This is a genomic window from Chryseobacterium flavum (genome assembly GCF_003385595.1).
Lineage (GTDB): Bacteria > Bacteroidota > Bacteroidia > Flavobacteriales > Weeksellaceae > Chryseobacterium > Chryseobacterium flavum.
Map to the genome: position 1 here is coordinate 454,369 of NZ_QNUE01000001.1, position 21,266 is coordinate 475,634.

Annotated in this window: 20 protein-coding genes; 4 read left to right on the top strand and 16 right to left on the bottom strand. The window is 35.4% G+C overall.

What is annotated here, in order from left to right:
* Positions 1 to 34: 34 nt before the first annotated feature.
* From DRF59_RS01980 to DRF59_RS02020, 9 genes are all read right to left on the bottom strand, one after another.
* Positions 35 to 235, bottom strand: coding sequence for a hypothetical protein (locus DRF59_RS01980; protein ID WP_115956612.1), 201 nt, complete (start codon positions 233 to 235; stop codon positions 35 to 37).
* A 318-nt stretch (positions 236 to 553) separates the two neighbouring features.
* Complete coding sequence (locus DRF59_RS01985; RefSeq protein ID WP_115956613.1) at positions 554 to 733, bottom strand: hypothetical protein; 180 nt, start codon at positions 731 to 733, stop codon at positions 554 to 556.
* Between the two features lie 168 nt (positions 734 to 901).
* Entirely contained in the window at positions 902 to 2,143 is a 1,242-nt protein-coding gene (locus tag DRF59_RS01990; RefSeq protein WP_115956614.1) for an MFS transporter, read from the bottom strand.
* 73 nt (positions 2,144 to 2,216) lie between these two features.
* On the bottom strand, positions 2,217 to 3,785 hold the full coding sequence (rny, locus tag DRF59_RS01995; RefSeq protein ID WP_115956615.1) for a ribonuclease Y: 1,569 nt from the start codon (positions 3,783 to 3,785) through the stop codon (positions 2,217 to 2,219).
* Positions 3,786 to 4,011: 226 nt separating this feature from the next.
* The gene (locus DRF59_RS02000) at positions 4,012 to 4,299 is read right to left on the bottom strand and encodes a cell division protein ZapA (RefSeq protein ID WP_115956616.1); all 288 of its coding nucleotides are present in this window, start codon (positions 4,297 to 4,299) and stop codon (positions 4,012 to 4,014) included.
* Entirely contained in the window at positions 4,299 to 4,601 is a 303-nt protein-coding gene (locus DRF59_RS02005) for a hypothetical protein (protein WP_050022677.1), read from the bottom strand. Before DRF59_RS02005 ends, DRF59_RS02000 begins: the two co-directional genes overlap by 1 nt.
* A gap of 138 nt (positions 4,602 to 4,739) precedes the next feature.
* A complete protein-coding gene (porT, locus tag DRF59_RS02010) occupies positions 4,740 to 5,522 on the bottom strand; it encodes a type IX secretion/gliding motility protein PorT/SprT (RefSeq protein ID WP_115956617.1) in 783 nt (260 codons plus the stop codon).
* A gap of 3 nt (positions 5,523 to 5,525) precedes the next feature.
* A complete protein-coding gene (gene ubiE, locus DRF59_RS02015; protein WP_115956618.1) occupies positions 5,526 to 6,257 on the bottom strand; it encodes a bifunctional demethylmenaquinone methyltransferase/2-methoxy-6-polyprenyl-1,4-benzoquinol methylase UbiE in 732 nt (243 codons plus the stop codon).
* Between the two features lie 3 nt (positions 6,258 to 6,260).
* A complete protein-coding gene (locus DRF59_RS02020; protein WP_115956619.1) occupies positions 6,261 to 6,830 on the bottom strand; it encodes a hypothetical protein in 570 nt (189 codons plus the stop codon).
* Positions 6,831 to 6,931: 101 nt separating this feature from the next.
* Between DRF59_RS02020 and DRF59_RS02025 the strand changes: the two genes are divergently transcribed.
* Entirely contained in the window at positions 6,932 to 7,999 is a 1,068-nt protein-coding gene (locus tag DRF59_RS02025) for a 3-oxoacyl-ACP synthase III family protein (RefSeq protein WP_115956620.1), read from the top strand.
* Between the two features lie 68 nt (positions 8,000 to 8,067).
* The gene (locus DRF59_RS02030; RefSeq protein ID WP_115956621.1) at positions 8,068 to 9,273 is read left to right on the top strand and encodes a metallophosphoesterase; all 1,206 of its coding nucleotides are present in this window, start codon (positions 8,068 to 8,070) and stop codon (positions 9,271 to 9,273) included.
* Between the two features lie 73 nt (positions 9,274 to 9,346).
* On the opposite strand, the gene DRF59_RS02035 is transcribed toward DRF59_RS02030, so the two are convergent.
* Together DRF59_RS02035 and DRF59_RS02040 are read right to left on the bottom strand one after the other, a co-directional pair.
* Positions 9,347 to 10,099: a polysaccharide deacetylase family protein gene (locus DRF59_RS02035; RefSeq protein WP_115956622.1), complete on the bottom strand. Its 753-nt coding sequence runs from the start codon at positions 10,097 to 10,099 to the stop codon at positions 9,347 to 9,349.
* Between the two features lie 85 nt (positions 10,100 to 10,184).
* Positions 10,185 to 11,150, bottom strand: coding sequence for an NAD-dependent epimerase/dehydratase family protein (locus DRF59_RS02040; RefSeq protein WP_115956623.1), 966 nt, complete (start codon positions 11,148 to 11,150; stop codon positions 10,185 to 10,187).
* 244 nt (positions 11,151 to 11,394) lie between these two features.
* On the opposite strand from DRF59_RS02040, the gene ggt reads away from it, so the two are divergent.
* Together ggt and DRF59_RS02050 are read left to right on the top strand one after the other, a co-directional pair.
* Positions 11,395 to 13,083, top strand: coding sequence for a gamma-glutamyltransferase (gene ggt / locus DRF59_RS02045; protein WP_115956624.1), 1,689 nt, complete (start codon positions 11,395 to 11,397; stop codon positions 13,081 to 13,083).
* Positions 13,084 to 13,256: 173 nt separating this feature from the next.
* Positions 13,257 to 14,537: a dicarboxylate/amino acid:cation symporter gene (locus tag DRF59_RS02050; RefSeq protein WP_115956625.1), complete on the top strand. Its 1,281-nt coding sequence runs from the start codon at positions 13,257 to 13,259 to the stop codon at positions 14,535 to 14,537.
* Between the two features lie 81 nt (positions 14,538 to 14,618).
* On the opposite strand, the gene DRF59_RS02055 is transcribed toward DRF59_RS02050, so the two are convergent.
* The 5 genes from DRF59_RS02055 to DRF59_RS02075 all read right to left on the bottom strand — a co-directional run bounded on the left by DRF59_RS02055 (position 14,619) and on the right by DRF59_RS02075 (position 21,091).
* The gene (locus DRF59_RS02055) at positions 14,619 to 15,470 is read right to left on the bottom strand and encodes a diacylglycerol/lipid kinase family protein (RefSeq protein ID WP_115956658.1); all 852 of its coding nucleotides are present in this window, start codon (positions 15,468 to 15,470) and stop codon (positions 14,619 to 14,621) included.
* Between the two features lie 43 nt (positions 15,471 to 15,513).
* Positions 15,514 to 16,338 carry an RsiV family protein gene (locus DRF59_RS02060; protein WP_115956626.1) on the bottom strand — a complete coding sequence of 275 codons (825 nt, stop codon included), beginning with the start codon at positions 16,336 to 16,338 and terminating at the stop codon, positions 15,514 to 15,516.
* 92 nt (positions 16,339 to 16,430) lie between these two features.
* Positions 16,431 to 18,371 (bottom strand): DUF3857 domain-containing protein, encoded by a 1,941-nt coding sequence (locus DRF59_RS02065; RefSeq protein WP_115956627.1) that lies wholly within the window; start codon positions 18,369 to 18,371, stop codon positions 16,431 to 16,433.
* A 2-nt stretch (positions 18,372 to 18,373) separates the two neighbouring features.
* Positions 18,374 to 20,266 (bottom strand): DUF3857 domain-containing protein, encoded by a 1,893-nt coding sequence (locus tag DRF59_RS02070; RefSeq protein WP_115956628.1) that lies wholly within the window; start codon positions 20,264 to 20,266, stop codon positions 18,374 to 18,376.
* A gap of 402 nt (positions 20,267 to 20,668) precedes the next feature.
* Positions 20,669 to 21,091, bottom strand: a complete 423-nt coding sequence (locus DRF59_RS02075; RefSeq protein WP_115956629.1) for a DUF5684 domain-containing protein — start codon at positions 21,089 to 21,091, stop codon at positions 20,669 to 20,671.
* Between the last annotated feature and the right edge of the window lie 175 nt (positions 21,092 to 21,266).

Sequence of the window (21,266 nt, forward strand, 5' to 3'; positions counted from 1 at the left end):
GGTTCTGCATATTAAATGTGGAAATGTTTGTTTATCAGACTGCCGCCTGATCACAGGTATAAACCTGCGGGCAGGCAATATATTCAATACAATATTTAGGACCCGTTACAGCTCCTGAACAACTGCATCCGCATTGCGAAAGGTCTATCTCAATATTTGCCCAGCTATCAAGACCTCCTGTAATATTTTTCAATTCTTGTTTTCTTAGTTTTTTAGCATTCTTAATAATGTTCATGTGATTTAGTTTTTGATTAAACAATATAGTTTTAGTTACTTCCCAAAGTTAAACAAATATTAAACATACACAATAAAAATTAATAAAAATTTCAATAATATACTGATTATAACCTTATTAATATTCCGTAAAAACAGAAATCGTTATTAAACAAAATACCAGGCCTCAAAAAAATAAGCAGTTAAACTATCCGTTTCCTGCAGGTCAGTCCGCCGGTTAAATCAGTACGGATACTAAATATATCATACCTTGCCTATCTCTATAAAAAAACCTTCTGATCTCTCAAAAGGTTCTTATTTTAATACATATTGTTTTCAATTAACAAGTCATTACCTGTGGACATGAAATAAGGTTAACACAATAATCAGGCCCAGTAACAGCACCAGTGCAACTGCATCCGCAAAGGGATGAGTTTGGAATTCCAATACTTCCGGAACCTCCGATTCCTCCCACAATAGTCTTCAGATCTTCTTTTCTTAATTTTTTAGCATTTTTCATAATGTGATTCAGTTTAGTTAAACAATATAGTTTAGTTACCTTTCAAAGTTAAACAAATATTAATCACTCGCAACATAATTTAATATAAAATAAATAATTTGCTGATTACAACCCAATTATATCGTGATAATACAGAAAAACAATCTATCAATTATTAAACAAAATTAATTATTCAGTAAATTCCAGATCTTTGTCATGTGTTTCTGAAATAGTGAGGGAAGAATAAAAGGCAAGCCCGAATACAACTGCCCCCACAATAGCTGCACTTTCTACTACCGAAAAGTTAGTCTTGAAAGAATCAAAAGCTAAGATCATCACAGGAACCAGCCCTCTTACCATATTGGGAACGGTAGTTGTGGCTGTATTTCTGATATTGGTACCGAACTGTTCTGCAGCCAATGTTACAAACATAGCCCAATATCCAGTCCCTAATCCGAGCCATCCGCAGAAAAAATAATACCTGGTTTCCGTATTTGTATTTCCAAACAGCATAATGGCTGCCCCGATAAGAGTAAATACAAGCATATAAAATATAGCCATTTTGCGGGATTTTAAGGCATGAGAAATAAAACCGCTCATCAGATCACCAACAGAAACTCCTACATATGCCCACATAATTGCTTTTCCGGGGCTTATATCCTGTATTCCGAATTCAGGAGCAAACTGGTTGGCTAAAACGGCGAGAATCCCGATACAATACCAGGTAGGCAGTCCTACAGCAATACATTTCAGGTATCGGATCAAACGGTCTCTGTTCGTAAAAAAAGACAGAAAGTTTCCTCTGGAGACATTTTTATGTTCAAGATTTTTGAAAATTCCGGATTCAGAAACACTTACCCTTAATATCAGCAGCAGAATTCCCATAACTCCTCCGATGATGTAGGAGATATTCCATCCTCCTGCTAATTCTACGGTCAGCTGAGCCACTACAGCTCCCATCAATCCAAAGCCTGCTACAACAGATGTTCCTATCGCCCTTAAATTCTTTGGCAGGCTTTCAGAAACCAACGTAATTCCGGCTCCAAGCTCCCCGGCCAGACCAATTCCTGCTATAAAGCGTAAAGCAGCATATTGGTATACCAGATGTTCTTTAGGGAAATACGGCAGAAAACCACAAGCTATGTTGGCAAGTGAATAAACTAAAATAGAGCCAAAAAGAACTGAAAGACGTCCTTTCTTGTCACCAAAGATTCCCCAGAAAATTCCGCCCAGCAAAAGGCCAGTCATCTGACAGTTCAGAATAAAGGTTCCATCTGTGTCCGGGTTGAGCCCTAATGCCTTTAAACTGGGAATTCTTACAATTCCGAACAGAAGAAGATCATAAATATCAACAAAATAACCTAAGGCAGAAATAATAACGGGAATAGAGAAAATGTGCTTCAGTTTTGAAGACAGGGTCAGTTCTTGCATTTTTAAGTTTTGATAAAAATAAAAAACCTTTCAATTTCTTGAAAGGTTTTTATAAAATATCTTGGTTCAATTATTATCTTGCAATATTCACCGCTCTTGTTTCTCTGATTACGGTTACTTTAACCTGTCCGGGATAAGTAAGTTCATTCTGGATCTTTTCTGAGATATCATATGATAACTGAGAGGCTACTTCATCATTTACTTTTCCACTTTCAACCATTACCCTTAATTCTCTTCCCGCCTGAATAGCATAAGCACTTGATACACCATCAAAGCTTAAAGCTGCAGATTCCAGGTCTTTTAATCTCTGGATATAAGATTCCAGCACCTGTCTTCTTGCTCCCGGCCTTGCACCTGATATAGCATCAGCAACCTGAATGATCGGAGATAATAATGATTTCATTTCAATTTCATCATGGTGAGCTCCGATAGCATTTACTACTTCAGGGTTTTCACCGTATTTCTCAGCCCACTGCATACCTAAAAGGGCATGCGGTAATTCTGATTCCTGCTCAGGAACTTTACCGATATCGTGTAAAAGACCTGCTCTTTTTGCTAATTTTACGTTTAATCCTAATTCAGCAGCCATAGTTGCAGCGATGTTTGCCACTTCTCTTGAGTGCTGTAGTAAGTTTTGTCCGTAAGAAGAACGGTATTTCATTCTACCTACGATTTTGATCAATTCAGGGTGTAATCCGTGAATTCCTAAATCAATGATGGTCCTTTTACCAACTTCAATGATTTCCTCCTCGATCTGTTTTCTTGTTTTTTCTACTACTTCTTCGATTCTTGCCGGGTGAATTCTACCATCGGTTACCAATCTGTGAAGAGATAATCTTGCAATTTCTCTTCTTACCGGATCAAAGCATGAAAGAAGAATTGCTTCGGGAGTATCATCTACGATAATCTCAACTCCGGTAACCGCTTCCAATGCACGAATGTTCCTACCCTCTCTTCCGATAATCCTACCTTTTACTTCATCGGATTCAATGTTGAAAACCGATACTGAATTTTCAATAGCCTGCTCAGTTCCGATTCGCTGAATAGTCTGAATAACGATTTTTCTCGCTTCATTCTTAGCATTCATCTGAGCTTCTTCCATAATCCCCTGAACATGAGCCTGCGCCCTTGTTTTGGCTTCTGCTTTCATAGTTTCTACCAGTTCAGCTTTAGCTTCTTCAGCAGTATAATTAGAAATTTTTTCAAGAATTTCAACTTTTTTAGCAGTTGCTGTATCCAGTTCCTGCTGTTTTCGTTCAAGAATTTCATTTTTCTTGGAATAATCAGCAATCTGCTTATCCAGGTCTTTTTCAAGTTTTCCTACTTTGCTTAGCTCATCATTCAGCTTATGCTCCTTATCCTTGATTCTTTTTTCAACTTCCTGCATTTTCTTTTCACGGGACTGTATATCAGCATCATGCTGTGATTTCAGTTCCAGGAATTTTTCTTTAGCCTGAAGGTTCTTTTCTTTCTTTATGGATTCGGCTTGTACGTTAGCTTTTTCTATAAGGTTTTCGGCATTTTTCTTTGCATCATCTATAATAAATTTTGCTTTAGTATTGAGTGAGCTCCTGGAGAAAAAGATCCCTATTACTACTCCAATAACTAAACAAATAACGCCGACTATAATGGCTGTTGTCATAATATATATTGAGTTTTAATTGTCTTCATATTCAAAATAAAAAAGCCTACAACAATTCAGCGATTGAGAGTAAACTCCTAATCAACACGATTTGAACTGATTTCCACTGTCTGTAATCCGGAAAGCCGGCACGCCATTCAATGGACATTTGTTCGGTAATTGTTTAGCGTTGAGTTTACCTTTAATGTGTTAGAATTATTGTAGGCAGTCTTTTCCGGGAAAAAATCTATTTCCCGATTTCATTCAACGTCTGATTAATTCTGGTTAATCTTTCGTTGGTAGAATTAATATTTTTTTCGTAGTTAAGAGAAACTACTTCTGCATTGGTTCCCAGTTTAAGGGCACACATGGCCAAAGCATCCTGTTTATCTCTTACATCGAAGTTCTGTTCAAAATCTTTAATCATATTCTCGATCTGCTTCCCGACTTTACGCAGAGTCTCTTCCTCTGCTGCCGGTACGTTCAGCGGATATACCCTTCCTGCAATGTTTATGGTTATTCTCCTTACCTCCATTATAGTCCACTGTTTTGAAGCTGAGCAATACAGAAATCAATTTCTTTTACCAATCTGTTGATATGATTTTTCATTAACCTATTGTGTTCAGGATTTCCTGATATTGCTGAATAAAGTTTTATATTTTTTTGCTCTTCTGCTAATACCTGATTCTTTCTTCTTTCCTCGTCATATTTCACTTTCAGTTCTTCATGCTCAATACTTAATTCGGATAACCTTTCAGTAAGATTTTTATAATTCTTTTGCAGAGCCAAAATTTTTTTCTCTAATTCTGAAAAATTGTTTTCTAAATCTTGAAGCATTTCAGGTTTGTATATTCTAACTAGAAGCAAAAATAAAAAAATATTAACACTAACAAAAATAAAACTTCCTATATTTTGGCATGCCAATAAAAAAGGAGGTGCAAATGCCCCCCTTTGTATTTTTCTGACAGGTTCTTTTTATTCAAATTTCAGTACGAACATGACCGCTCTTGTCTGTAAAGTAGAGATTGCAGAAGCCCAGTAAGGAGGCGTGGTTGCATTGTCAGCTACTTTTTCGTTATTCATGAAAAATGTTCCTCTGATTGCCGGAGTTAATTTAAATTTATTGAAATAAAACTGAATTCCCATTTCTGCAGACCACGCAAAATTGTGAGTCGTTGATCTGAAGATCTGTTGCATATTATCATCGGATGAGCCGGAGTTCGACTGCAGATTGACCACGTAGTTAACCCCTGCTGCAACATATGGTCTTGAGTTATACCATCTCTGCCCATGAAGCTCTAATAAAACAGGAATATCCACCAACGTAGATTTTATCTCCCTTACTTTATCCTTCTCCTGTAAAGGGAATGGAGTAAATGGAGGGTTGGTTAAAGATCCACCTGCATAAATATCATTAGATTGTGTATTAAAAGTCAACTGTCTTTGTGCAAACTGTAAACCTGGTTCTATTCTTACATCCAGATAGTCATTCAGTCTCCATTTTGCGATAAGCCCAGCACCGAAACTGTAACTTTCCTTAGAGGTAACAAGATTTTGATTATCATTCATACCATACCTCGGGTGCAGTACAATGCGGTAGTCCAGTCTGTTGCCGTTCAAATAAAAACCCCAACTGAATTTCTGTTCGTCGAAATCTTCCAACTTATCCATTCTGTTTCGGGTTCTAAATTGCGCGTCTGCGAAAACGGCAATATTTACTGAGGCTAAAACCAGTGCTCTTAATAAAAATTTATTCATAGGTTACTTTGTTGCTTTATAAATTGTGGCTATACCTAAACTTAGTTTTTTATATTCAACTTTCTTAAATCCCGTATCTAAAAGAATTTGCTTCATCTTCTCCCCGAAAGGAAAAGCATTTACAGAATCCGGAAGGTATGTATATGCCCTATTATCTTTGGAAACCAGTCTGCCTATGGCAGGCAATATATTTTTGAAATAAAACATATAAAGCGGTCCCATGAAACCCTCAACCTTTGAAAACTCCAGTATATAAACACTCTTGTTATCTTTAACTACTCTTCTTAACTCTGCTAAACCTTTGGTAAGGTTCTCAAAATTCCTTACTCCAAATGCAACGGAAACAGCGTCAAATCTATTGTCCTCGAAAGGTAAATTTTCTGCATCGCCCTTTTGCATGGAAATTTTGCCGTCTAATTTAAGTTTTTTTATTTTAATAACGCCAACATTTAGCATTTGTTGTGATAAATCTAAACCAACTACTTTGGAACCCGTCCCTTTTTCAATAGTGATTGCCAGATCTCCCGTTCCTGTAGCCACATCCAGCACTTCCTGCGGATTGTCATTTTTCATCCATTTTACCAATTTATTTCTCCATAAAACATCAATTTTCATGGATAAAACATGGTTCAGAAGGTCATACTTCGGTGCAATATTGTCGAACATATCCTCTACCTGGCTCTTCTTTGTAGCCTCTGAATCGTAGGGAGTAATTTTAGTGATATCTTTTGTCAAAACTTAAAACTTATAATATTCTTTATAATAATTCAGGTAATCCTGTTTTCTGAAGATCTTGGACCTTGATTCCACTTTCTGGATATTTTTGATTACCTTGTCATAATCTTCATCTACATTGTAGTAAAAATCTTCTGTGTAAAGCTTATTGAAATGCTTTGCCCCTCCGAGGTATTCCTTTCCGTCAATAATAGTTTTATCAAGGGCCATCAGCAATGAATCTTTTTTAAGATTATATCCGTAATACTGATCATTCACATAATAGTCCTGATGGGCAATATTGAGCAAACCACGAAGTTTATTCACTTCAAATGCCGAATCGTAAAGCATTTTTTTATTCTGATCGAAAACCTGAATAGAGTTTTTTCCTTTATTCAGATCCACATGCACATACTGGCCCGCCGAAATGATCCCCTCTGAACCATTATTGATTTTAAAGTAATAGGTGTTTGCGGTAGGGTTATCCACTACATAATAATTCTTCTTGGCTAAAAAAAGGAAGTAGATCCCAAAGGCAACGATAAATGCCACAGCTGCAATAAGTAAGCCTTTTAAGGACGGATTGTTTTTCATAGATTGTAAAGTACAATTTTTGCAAATTTAATAATATTTTTAATTCTCCGTTATTAATATTAATTATTAACTTTGCATCTTTAAAAAAATCATATAAACGAATGCCGAATACGATCATTATTGGCTCTGGGTGTTATATTCCGAACAGAGTTATTGGTAGAGATTACTTCATGAATTCCGAGTTTTATACAGAAGACGGAGTAAAGATTGAGAAGCCTGTGGAAGAAACTATTGCGAAGTTTGTAGAAATTACAGAAATCGAGAACAGGAGATTTATTGAGGATGATCTTTCCAATTCAAAGATCGGTTATGAAGCCGCAAAAATTGCTCTTGAAGATGCAAAAGTAGACGGCGAAGAATTGGATTATATCATTTACGCGAGCAATTTCGGAGAAGTTACCGAAAACGGATATGCTGATTTCATGCCTACAATGGCGGCAAGGGTGAAAAACAAACTCTGTATTAAAAACAGAAAATGTGTAACCTATGACATGCTTTTCGGATGCCCGGGATGGGTGGAAGCAATGATTCTGGCTGATAATTTAATTAAAGCTAAAGTAGCAAAAACCATTTTGGTAATAGGAGGAGAAACATTAAGCCGTGTAACTGATCCGCATGACCGGAACAGAATGATCTTTGCAGATGGCGCAGGAGCCGTAGTAGTAAAAGCTACCGATGATGAAAATGTAGGAATTATAGCACATAATACAATTTGTGATAACGGTCCGGAATTGAATTACCTTGAAAATGCTCCGTCCATCAACAAAGCAGTAGACCAGAAACGTCTTTACGTAAGAATGCTCGGGAGAAAAATTTATGAATATGCCCTTAAAAACGTTCCGGTTGCTATCAAAGATACCATTACAGATGCGGGACTTTCAATTGAAGATATAGATAAGATTTTAATTCACCAGGCTAATGCTAAAATGGATTACGCAATGATTGAAAGACTTCATAAACTTTATGATGTAAAAGAATATGATCATTCAATCTCTCCAATGACGATTCAGGACTTTGGAAATACTTCTGTAGCAACCATTCCTACTATGTATGATTTAATAATTAAAGGAAAAATGGAGGGTCAATCGTTTAAGGATAAAGGTAACATTGTAATGACTTCGGTAGGCGCCGGAATGAATATCAATGCTATTGTTTACAGATTTCCTTAAGATAATTTAAATTTAAAATATAAAAAGCACAAAGGAAGTCTTCTTTTGTGCTTTTTTTGAATCAGAACATGCAAAAAAATTTTTTAATCATTGCCGGAATCTTTATGTTCCTGGAAATTTATATTTACCAGGCCATAAGAACACTTACTGATAATTTATGGATAAGAATAGGATATTGGGTGGTTTCTTTAGCTGTCTATGGAATCTTCATTTATGAAATAACCCACTATCAGCGGTCAGACAAAAGCATGATAAGGGCCCAGATCATGATTTCATTATTTTTAGTATTTATTCTACCAAAAATTTTTGTAGTCCTGTTTTTATTGATCGATGACATCATCCGGATTGGAGGATACCTGATTGGATTTGCAAAACCTTCTGAAAATTTCTTTCCGGAAAGAAGAAAGTTTCTGAGCCTTGTGGGACTGGGAATGAGTGGCGTTCTTTCCGCTTTATTCATTGATGGAATTACATTTGGAAAATACAGACATAAGGTAAGAAGAGTTAAGGTAAAGTTACCTGACCTCCCTGTAAGCTTCAAAGGATATAAGATCATTCAGATTTCGGATGTTCATAGCGGAAGCTTTTCTGACCCCGGGAAACTTCAGCATGCTGTTGATCTGATTAATGAACAAAATCCCGATCTTGTATTATTCACAGGAGACATGGTTAATAATGTTGCAGACGAATTCAAGCCTTTCATTCCTTTATTTTCAAAAATAAAAGCTAAGGATGGTAAATTTGCCGTGCTTGGAAACCACGATTACGGAGATTATGTGACCTGGGCTTCTCCAGAAGCTAAAAAGTACAATCTTAACACTTTAATTGATTATGAAAAACAGGCAGGTTTTGACATGTTAAGAAACGAGCATAGGGTTATTGAAAAAAACGGAGAAAAATTGTACGTTCTGGGAGTCGAAAACTGGGGACTGAAACCTTTCCCACAGTTTGGTAAAATAGAAGACGCTTTAAAAGGCGTCCCGGAGTCTGCTACAAAAATTTTAATGAGCCACGACCCTACCCATTTCGATTCCATCGTAAAAAAACACCCTGGAAATATTCATCTGACTCTGTCAGGACACACTCATGGAATGCAGTTTGGCCTGGATCTTAAAAATGTAAAATGGTCACCCGTACAATACCGTTATCCTAAATGGGCGGATCTTTATGAAAGCGAAGGAAAACTGCTATATGTGAACAGAGGATTCGGTGTTATCGGATACCCGGGAAGAGTGGGTGTACTGCCTGAAATCACACTTTTTGAGCTGAGCTAGCTTTAACTGAAATACATTAATTAGATTTGAATGTAAGAATGAAAAACCTTACAATAAGCAATCCAACTGTTACCTAAAAAACATAATCTTTCATACGCGAAACGGCAAGATCTTTTTCATTGATAAAAGTAAGGAGGGCATCTAATTTGTCCTCCATTTTTTTACCCGAAAACAAGCTTCTGTAAAAAGGAATATCAAAACGGTATTTCCGGAAATCTGTAAATTGCCAGGAATTAAGATAAATCAGTACAAACTCTTCATTCTGCAATGTTTCCAGAACCATATTCTGGTAATATTTCATGGGTAAAATCTGAAATACAAAATCATTGTATGGCAACTGGCTGTAAGGAGAAATACTTTCCGGCACAATACTCAATCCGTCTTCTTCGCTTATTTCTGTATCCCTTTTAAGTCGTTTAAAAGGAAAAAGAATATTTGCATTGTCGATATTGGAGACGTAATTAAACCCCATAAGCTTTAAATTTCCGAGGGATACTTTTACATCCTTCTGACGGATACCCCGGACCTGTTTTTCTAAAAGTTCCTGAATGTTCTTCTTCGCATTTTCAATTTCAGCAAGATCCGAATTTTTATTATAAAAAGCAATTTCATGCCCTTTGGATGAAATTGCTTTTATAAGATTTTGCAGTTTTCCGGTAAGAGAAACCTCAACAAAAAAACTTGCTTTTATGTCATGGACATCTAAAATTCTAAGAACTGCTTTGGTATTATCTTCTGTAATTTTCAACCTGTCCTCATCATTGATTTGAGAACCCTTTTTAGCTTCAGCTTCAATATTTATAATGTTGAAAGTTAACAATACCATATTAAACTTAATTTTATATAAAAATTATAAAAACTTAAAAATCAGATGTTAAATAAAAGAGTAATTAAAGCTTTACTTTATATTATTAATTCTTAGCTAATTTTACTTTAAGATTCTTGATCATATCTTTGGTCATTTCAGAAATTCCAAAATCATAGGTTAATCCCCAATCTTTTTTTGCCACTGAATCGTCAATTGAAGCCGGCCATGAATCTGCAATCGCCTGTCTGAAATCCGGGTTGTAATCAATTGTAAAATCCGGAATTTCTTTCTTGATTTCTTCAGCCAGTTCTTTTGGAGTAAAAGACATTCCACCCAAATTATAAGAAGAGCGGACAGATAAACTTTCTTTCGGTGCTTCCATTAATTTCAGAGTTGCATTGATAGCATCATCCATATACAACATTGGCATTCCTGTATTTTCAGAAATAAAACTTGTATATTTTCCCTCTTCAATTGCTTTGTAGAAAATTTCAACTGCATAATCAGTAGTACCACCTCCTGCCGGAGTTTTCCATGAAATCAATCCTGGATATCTGATACTTCTTACATCCACTCCATGTTTGTCGAAATAGTATTCACACCACTTCTCCCCTGCCATTTTTGAGATTCCGTAAACAGTTGTAGGATTCAATACTACATCCTGCCCTACATCCTGTTTCGGAATCCCTTTCCCGAACACTGCAATAGAACTTGGCCAGAATATCTTTTTAATAAGCCCTTCTTTCGCCATTTCACAAAAATGAAGCAAAGGCTCCAGATTCAGCTTCCAGGCAAAAACAGGCTGCTTTTCAGAAGTTCCCGATAAAAGCGAAGCCAGATGATACACTGTAGTGATATCATAATCCTGAATTACCTGTCTCACCAATTGTGTATTGGTAACATCCATTCTTTCATAGTGCCCGGCAGAAGTAATCCCTTCCTGCCATCTGTCTAATCCTGAGGCAACAACATTTTCTGCCCCGTAAATTTCAACAAGTCTATTGGTAAGTTCGGTGCCGATTTGTCCCAAAGCACCTGTAATCAGTATTCTTTCCGTATAGGATTCCATTTTTAAGATTTTTTAGAATTGTACAAAAGTAAAAAAAACATGTCAACCGCGATAAAAAAGGTGCACTTAAAAATATGTGGTGACTTATCATAAAAAAAGGTGCCTTATCCGGATTACCATTAGACTTTTCCGGCAGCATATTTTTAGCTAACTGATAATACTTAATCAGTTAGCTTTCAATAAGTAACACTCAGCTAAAATGATTTAGACAAAAAATCTTTATTTTTGTTATAAAGAAAATCATATGAAGAAGATTTTAATTGCTTCGATGCTTTTGGCAGCTCAGCTCAGCTGGGCTCAATTTACTGACATCAATATCATCAAGGAAGTACAGGTAAAAAATAAAGGTGTGGTAGTTTCTGCACACCCGCTGGCCAGTGAAGCGGGAGCCAAAATCTTAAAGATGGGCGGAAATGCTTACGACGCTGTTACAGCGACACAATATGCCCTTGCCGTTGTGTATCCGCAGGCAGGAAATATTGGCGGCGGCGGATTTCTGGTAGGGGTAAAAAACAATGGGGAAAAATTTACATTGGACTACAGGGAAACTGCTCCTAAAAAAGCTTCACGGGATATGTATATCGACAAAAAAGGAAAGGCAGATACGGATCTTTCTCAAAACGGAAGACTGGCAGTAGGCGTTCCAGGAAGCGTCGCAGGATTTTTTGCCACCTTGAAGTATTGCAAGCTGCCGATGGAAAAGATTATCCAGCCTGCCATTGATCTCGCAGAAAAAGGGTTTGCCATCACAGACAAAGAGGCAGAAATGCTGAACAACCAAAGAGAAAAATTTCAGAAACACAATAAATCTTCTATCATTTTTGTAAAAGATACTCCCTGGAAAGCCGGAGATCTTTTAATCCAGAAAGACCTTGCCGAGACTTTAAAACGAATCCAGAAATCAGGAGCTAAAGGTTTTTATGAAGGAAAAACAGCTGAGCTCCTGGTTGCTGAAATGAAAAGAGGTAACGGAATCATCACGCTGGAAGATCTTAAAAACTATAAAGTTGCAGAAAGAAAAGCCCTGGAATTTGATTATAAAGGAAATGATGTTGTCACCATGCCTTTGCCATCAAGCGGCGGAGTACTGCTTGCTCAAATGCTGAGAATGGCGAGTTTTGAAAACCTGGAAAAATATCAGCAGAACTCAACAAAAGCAGTTCAGATTATGGCTGAAGCAGAAAGAAGAGCGTTCGCAGACAGGGCAGAATATATGGGAGACCCGGATTTTATTCAGGACAAAACTTCTTACCTGATTTCTGACGAATATCTGAAAGGCAGATGGAAAAACTTCAGCTTTGATAAAGCTACTCCAAGCGCAGAAGTTGGCAAAATCATAGAACAGCCTAAGGAATCGATGCAGACCACTCATATTTCCGTATTGGATAAGGATGGAAATGCTGCTTCAGTAACCACAACTCTTAACGGATATTACGGAAGTAAAGTTTTAGTTTCCGGAGCGGGATTCTTTTTAAATAATGAAATGGATGATTTCTCGATCAAGCCAGGGGTACCGAATATGTTCGGAGCTGTGGGTGGAGAAGCCAATTCCATCCAGCCTAATAAAAGAATGCTTTCATCTATGACACCAACCATTATCCTTAAAGGCGGAAAGCCTTATATGGTAGTAGGGACTCCCGGCGGAACTACTATTCCTACCTCTGTATATCAGTCCATCGTAAATGTCATCGACTTTAAGCTAAATGCCAATCTCTCAGTAAATGCACCAAAGTTCCACCATCAGTGGCTTCCGGAAACCATTACGGTAGAGAACAACTTCCCTGAAAGCACAATATCTGAACTGAAGAGTAAAAATTATGTTATTGAAAAGACAAAATACATCGGAAAAACAGAAATGATCGTTCTTGATGAAAACGGAAATATCCATGCAGTGGCAGACGGCCGTGGAGATGATTCCGTTGCAGTGGAATAAACATAGCATAATTATCAAAAAATACAGTTTCGGCTTCATTCTTCGAATGAAGCCGAAACTTTTTTAACCATCTTATAAAAACCACTCCTAAAGATTCTTTTCAATGACTTTTGTCATGTTTTCAGATAAATTTTCTTAATTTTCGCCCTTAAAAAAAACAAAACGACTGTTCTTTGAAAGCAAAAAAAATATACAATCAGCTTTATTTCCAGGTGATCATCGCCATTATTGCAGGTATTCTTCTTGGAAAATTTTATCCTGAACTGGGAGAAAAAATGAAACCTTTGGGAGATGGGTTCATCAAATTGGTAAAAATGATTATCGCTCCGGTAATCTTCATTACGCTTACATTGGGAATCGCCCATATGACCGATTTAAAAAAAGTGGGAAGGATTGCAATAAAGGCAATGATTTACTTTTTCACTTTTTCAACCCTTGCTCTTATTATCGGGTTAATAGTAGGGAATATTCTACAACCGGGACATGGTCTAAATATTGCCCCTTCCACTCTGTCAGGAGATGTTTCACAATATCAGGCAAAAGCCCATGAATCTACCCTTACAGGCTTCATTATGAATATTATTCCGGAGACTTTATTCAGTCCTTTAGTAGGAGATAATATTCTTCAGGTTCTGCTGGTGGCTATTTTAATGGGAGTTGCTTTGGTTTTAACAAAAGAAAAAAGCCAGAAAGTAACTGATTTTTTACAGGACCTCTCAACTCCTGTTTTTAAAATCGTACATATGCTTATGAAGCTTGCGCCAATCGGAGCTTTCGGAGCAATGGCCTTTACCATCGGAAAATATGGACTTCATTCTGTACTGAATCTGATATTTCTTGTTGGCACATTTTATATTACGTCTATTCTTTTTGTAGTTATCGTACTGGGAGCTGTGGCCTGGTATAACGGGTTTAACATTTTCAAATTCCTTTTTTACCTTAAAGAAGAGCTTCTTCTTGTTCTGGGAACCAGTTCTTCGGAATCTGCCTTACCGGGAATTATGGAAAAACTTGAAAAAGCAGGCTGTTCAAGGGCAATTGTAGGTCTGGTAGTTCCTACCGGATATTCTTTTAATCTTGACGGAACCAATATCTATATGACTCTTGCTTCTCTTTTTATTGCACAGGCATTAAACATTCATCTTCCTATTGAAAAGCAGCTCATACTCCTTCTGGTAGCGATGTTAAGTTCAAAAGGTGCAGCAGGTATTACAGGCGCGGGATTTGTTACTCTTGCAGCGACATTGGCTGTCGTTCCTGAAATTCCGATTGCAGGAATGACCTTGATTCTCGGAATTGACAAGTTTATGAGTGAATGCAGAGCTTTAACAAACGTTATTGGAAACTCTGTAGCGACCGTTGTTGTTGCCAACTGGGAAAAGCAGCTTGACAAAAAACAGCTTCAATACTGCCTGGACCATCCTTATGATGTTGAGAAAAAACTTGAAGTGTAAGTAGGTAGCAGATGGCAGGTTTTAAGTAACAGGATTAATAGGTTAGGTTAAACCAATAACTCTAAACTTAGAATCCTGACCTTAAATCAAAATATTCAGACTTGAAGGCTGTACTTTAACATGAATCGGTGATTTGATCTTATTGAATTCACCATCCAGATGCCAGTTTTTGGTATTGACTTTAAATGATATTTCGGAGACAGGAAGATAAGTGACATATTCATCATCTTTCAATCTTTTGGTAAACATTCTGAAAGCAAAAAGCGCAGAATACGTAAGCGGAAATTTTTTCACCAGAACCATATCAACCAAACCGTCACTCTTACTGGCTTTCGGAGCAATATATGCATTGTTTCCAAACTGACGGGTATTGGCAATATTCAGCATAAGGTATTTACCGTTATATTGCTTGTACTTTTCATCAAAAAATTTCACCTTAATCGGCTTATAATTAAAAAAGGTTTTCAGGGAAACTTTGATATAGTTTTTAAATCCCCGGCTGGTCTTTTCGAATTCCTTGACTACCTTGCCATCGAAACCTGTTCCTGAAACATTAATTGAAAGCCTTCCATTAACTGTAAATGTATCAATCTTCCTTGACTTTCCGGATTTTATTTTCTCTAAAAGCTGATCGAGATTTTTACTGAAACGGGTCTCATTAGAAAATCCATTCCCGGAGCCTGCCGGAAAAATAGCCAGAACCTTATCCGTTAAAATTAAATTTTGGGCAACTGTAGAAATAGTACCGTCACCTCCTATAGCCACAAAAATATCAACATGATCAAAATGAGTCTTAATAAATTCATCTGTTCCTGCTATAGATTCGGAAACATAATATAAAGGGCTATCAATCTTAATTTTAAGTTCATTAAGAAATGGCTGATAGTTCTTCTTTGCCGAAAAAGGATTGATAATAAAAGCTACTTTTTCCATTACCGCAAAAATAAACAATGCTTCCGGATCCGGAAGCATTAACTTATTTAATTTTCATTCTTTCTTTAAATTCTGTATTCAAGGTCCCTTTCAGCTCTTCCCAGGAAACCGGAATTGTAATATCCCCTGCCGCAAAAGCAGCAATTTCATAAGGGCTATAATGAAAATACAGATTTCTCTCATCAAAGTAAAAATTATTCGTTGCAGGAATTTTCTCTACCAACAACATTTCTGAATTCTTTACTTCACCATTTTCATCACTGGTTCCACTATTAATTTTATCAATATTCTTCATCAGAATAGCTTCAATTTTACTTTTGGGCATTGAAGTGATATCTTTCAGTTCAACCTTCTTGTTGTTTTTAAGGTCAAACACCCTTTCGGAAAATCCATATTCATCATGTGCTCCTCCAATATATGCACTTCCCATGTATTGGATATGCATGTATCCATTAGTATTGGATATCAGCTTCATATAAGAGCTTGAATACCAATTTTGAGCATAAGTTATATCAGAAACCCAATCTTCATTATCTTTTTTTGTAGAAGTAAAGTAACTCTTTTTTTCATTTTCCAGATAGGTTTGAATTCCTTCCCTAGAATAATCTTTAATCCCTTTATCCTGAAAATATATACTATCTAACAAGGTTTTATCCTTTAAAGTTGGAAAAACTAATAATTTTGAAGTATAAGTGATTTTTAATGAATCTGTAATTCTCGTGGAATCATCCACTTTAACCGAATCTACTACAAACTCCTCCGATTGTCTATTTTCTGTTTTCCCTGCTGTTCCTGCTGTTTCATTTTTCTTACACGCAGTAAAAGCAAAGAATGAAGATAATGCCAAAACGGCAACCGTATTTTTCATAAGTTTATTTTTTCCTTATAAAATACAAAAACCATTCAAAAAAATGAATGGTTTTTAAAAATGTGATTTTTCTATAGATAAAAAAACATGTATTAAGACTTCTTAATCAGGCTGATAACCTGATTTTCCTGTTTAGAAGCAACTTCCCAAATTTGTTTGAATGCGGGATAGTATTCTTTAGGATAATCAGGATTAGAGATTTTAGTTGTAGCAACTACCTCCAGTTTATTTCCTTTCTGTTCCGCTACATAACTATATTGAATTTCCTTATCTTCTGTTACGATTTTTTTACTTTTCGGCATTTCTTCAATGACATAACCTTCAGGAATCTCAAGAATAACTTTTTTTACTTTTGTACTGGCTGCTCCGAAATCAATAGGATACTTTCTGGCCTCTGTCTGATCAAATTCATTGGAGTTTTTATTTAAAAACAGCATCGGATTAATAATTAATTTTTTCCCAACTTTATCAATCATATCGGTGGAGGTAAACTTCATTGTACTTTCAAACTCCCCGCTTTCCAGTACTTTTGAATCAATTTCTGTAAAATCCACCGAAAAGTTTTCCTTATACTGCTTTTTGTACTTATCAGGATTCTCATCATAGCTATCTTTTACATACATCGCAAATGTTCCTGTATCCTTATCTGAATATGTTCCGGATATACTTCCGTCTTCATTAATTTTAGCATCTAAAGTAAGGAAAGTATTTCCTGGTTTGGTATTGGTCATTTCCAGCTGTAATGCTTTTTCTTTACTTAATAAAATGCCATATTTATTCCAATCTCTCAAAGGAAGTTCATCCAGTGAAGATTGTTTTGAAGTAGCATCATAAAGATGCATTCCATCTTTTACCTCTATAGCCGCCAACACAAAGTTAGTATTTGTAACATTTGGAGATACAATATTAATAAGCCCGTTTTCTACTGTAGAAATAATAATTGGGTTTGCTTTAATATTTGCTTCCCGAAGAAGCATTACAAGAAAAAGATTAATTTCAGCAGCATTACCGGTTTTTGTGTCTATAAGTTTTTTTATTCCGTCTTCTGTATAAATACCCTTTTCCTTATTCCAGGTAAATGTTTGTTGAACATATTTAAAAATTGCATTAGCCTTTTCAATATCTGATTTTAAATCTAAAACCTCTACAGGCATATTGTCTTTGGCTAATTTGGTTTTTTTCAGCTCATATCCAAAATTTTCATGATTATAAAGATCTTTTTTTATTTGTTCCCAGGAAGACGAATAAAGTTTTAACTCTTTAAAGTTTGTAGAATGAAGTTCCGCACTAATTTTTGTTCGATAATTCCGGTCATTTCGTACAAATTTTTCTGTTTTAAAACTATTTAGATTTTCAAATCCAAATCTATAGGTTTTATATTGTCCTCCATAAAGAGTTTTTTCAGCTACCTCTCTATACTTGGGTGCCAGAGATCCTGTATAATTTATATTATATGATATACTAAGTGGAGTATCCAAAATATATTCTGTATACAAAGACGGTGTATCTAGCTCAATTAATACTTCAGGGATATAATATAAAAATGCAAATGGAGAAAGTACTTCATACTGATATTCCAGTATTGAGCCGTCTTTAACATTCGGAAACGCAAATTTATTTATAGTAGTATTTTTATTTTCTTTACTTTTATACTTAGAACTTTTCTCAACTTTCAGAGGAACAGCTTTCCCATTTTCAAGGTTATAAGTAAATGCTTTGAATTTATTTAGTGTTTCCTCATTGTCTCTGCTTTTATAGATAGGGACCTCTACATTCAGCCAATCCTCAGCTTTGTCTTTATTGTAGATTTTTACCCGGTAAAAATATTCTCTATGTAAATCTCCGGTAGCCACATCAATTCTGTAATGAACAGATTTATATAAAATTTCAGCTGGAGCATTTTCATCCAATAATGATTTTGCTTTAGACAGATCTGCATCTGAAAATTTAGGTGGATTTAAAAATTCATGCTTTTGAGCCTTAATAAAAATCAGGTTTGCAGAGCAAACAAGAAGCAATACTATTTTTCTCATCACTATATTTTTGTAATTAAAATTTTTGAGTTATCAATGTTTATTATTTTTTTTCTGAATCCTACATATTCATTATACTTTTCTTTAGGATAAGCTCCTTTATTTACCTGAATCTTTCTTTTGACTTTAATTTCATCTCCATTTTTAGCAAAATTTAATGTATAGTAACCAAATTCAGATTGTAGATTTGAATCTTCCGGAAGTTCATCAATTTTATATCCTTTAGGTAAAGTAAAATTAATTTCGTATTCATCCTCAAATGATTGCCTGATTTCAAAGGGAAGCTCACGACTTTCATCTGTTTTATAAATGGTATTATTATAAATAGGAACCGCTCTGAACATCAAGCTATTCCCAGCCTTTTTTGAATAGTTATTTGCCTTAAAATCAATATCATATGTTATTAATGCTTTATCTTTGTCATTAATAAAGTTCTTCATTTCAACTTTTTCAAAGTTTAAAATATCAAGTGACCTTTTTACAGCATCATTTCTTTCTTTAGGATTTAAACCCGTAAATACCAGGTTATAATCATACTGATTACCAGTATAGCAGAAATTTCCTTCTCCCAAAATACTGTTATCTTCTCCCACTATGATCTTCAGTATTTGCTTTTCTTTATTTTGCTCAGCCGGATAAGCTGGAGTATTGATTAATTCTATTCCATTTTTCTTTACTGAAAGTACATTCCGATCTGTTGTACTATATCCTAAATGATTGAATGCCATTTGTTGGGATGTGTTTTCCAGCCAGATATTTCCTTTTTCGGTAGGCACCATTAAAATAGCGTGATTACCTCCCATTCTCGGAAAATCAGGATCGAAGGAAACTTGAGAAGCCCCGGAATTGATTACGCAATAATAAGATGGAATCCCTGCTTCATTAAGAAGCGCTTTCATATAATTGGTAAGTCCTTTACAGTCACCATAACCCTTTTTATGAACCTCATCAGGTAACATGGGTAGCCATCCGCCAATTCCCAGACCTACATAAATATATCTGGTTTTGGTTTGCATATACTGATAAATCTTTTTTACCTTATCCTCCACTGAACCCTGCAGGTTTAAAGAAGCAACCTCGGCTTTGATAGCCGGAGTAGAAATAGCAACCGGCTCTACAAGATTATTGTAATACCATGTTCCGAAATCAGTCCAGTTATTCAGCGTTCCCTGTTTACCCGCCAGATTAAATTTTGTCAGAGAAAAACTTACTTTCGGTAAAATTTTGACAGGCTGGGGAATCAATAAAGCATCATCAATAGCTGGTATATTTTTGTAAGAGTATGTTTTCTCATTTCCGTTCCCACTTTCTATAACGGATCCGTAGTTATATTTTGACGGATAAATTTTAGTCCGAAGTTCAATTCCTGATGAATTGATTATTTTAAATTCACTCTCTTCCAACGAGGTATTAGTAGAAGAAAACGGCACAAAATCAGGAATAAAAAGTGTATTTCTGTCACTGATCTGATAAGAGAAATCTATAGTATATGGATATTGAACAGGGGTATAATTAAAGACCAAAATTCTGTTATCAGAATAAAATATGCCTTGTGGATTGTTGGCAAAGTCACCAAAATCAGATTTAGAAAAACTTTTAATTTTCCTTCCTGCTTCATCATAAATAGTAACCTTTACATTTGATATACTGTTTCCCTTATCATAGGGAATATAGGCAACAGCCTTCTCATTACCATCCTTGTTCAAAACAGTTGTCACGGTATTATATTGATATTTTATATCATCCACCTTATTGATCTGAACAACAGTCATATCTTTTCGAACAACAATATTTGCATTCTTTTTCAGATTTTCAGGAATAGCAGAAACAGGAAACGTCTGCGAAAAGTACATGGAAGCAGTAGACAATGCTCCGAGAAATATTATTTTCATCATGGTTATAAAAATTGAGCAAATTTAAGAAAATCTTAATAACTGTTAAATAAATTACGAAAAAAAAGACTCCACATAGTGAAGTCTCCGGGATAACATTAAAAATATTATCCTAAATCTACCTGTATAAGTCTATGAACAGACAATTAAAAACTCTTTTTTAATGAAAATAACACACTTTTTTTAGTGTTATTCTATATTTTCTTAAGTATAGAAATTTTATTTTTTAACGTCTACATCAGATGTAATTATTATTCAAATGTAATATTTATTACTTTCAAAACAATTCAAATCCTGTAGAATTAGTTTAAAAAGCTCTTACAATTAATTCTACAGATTCTGACACAGTATTAATAAAAAAGACCTCATTTCTGAAGTCTCATTTTATATTTTTTACTTTTAATATTAATCATTAGGAATTCTTTTACTGTCATAAGTATCACTACCCAGCCCCAGTACAGGAATAAAAATGAACCCCAGGAAAAAAAGTAAAATTGTATACAAGGGAGTTTCTTTTGCAAAGCCTTTTGCCAGTCTGTCATTAACTACCCAGCTTGCATATAAATTAACAAAAGGAATAAAAAACAAGATAATCCACCATATTGGTTTTTTTACGATATCCAGCATTACGATAGCATTATAAATCGGGATAAAAGCAGCCCAGGCATCTTGTCTTCCCGCTTTTTTAAAGATTTTATACATGCAGTATCCATAAAATAAATAGATTGCTAAGCTGAAGAACATTGTTCCGATCCCTAATCCTGCGGCAGCGGCTCCTGATGCCCCGTTTAATCCTTCATAAGGATCTGTTTGTAAAAGAGTTAACATATTATTATTGTTTTATTGGTTTGTTCAAATATAAAAAAAGCTTCTAAATAATCAGAAGCTTTTTTTATTATATTTTTGTCTCGTCCTGAAATAGCGATACACAAAAAAGAATCGTTATGGCAGAAACATTAACATCCACGTACATTAAACGTACCCAGAAGGATTACAGTTTAAG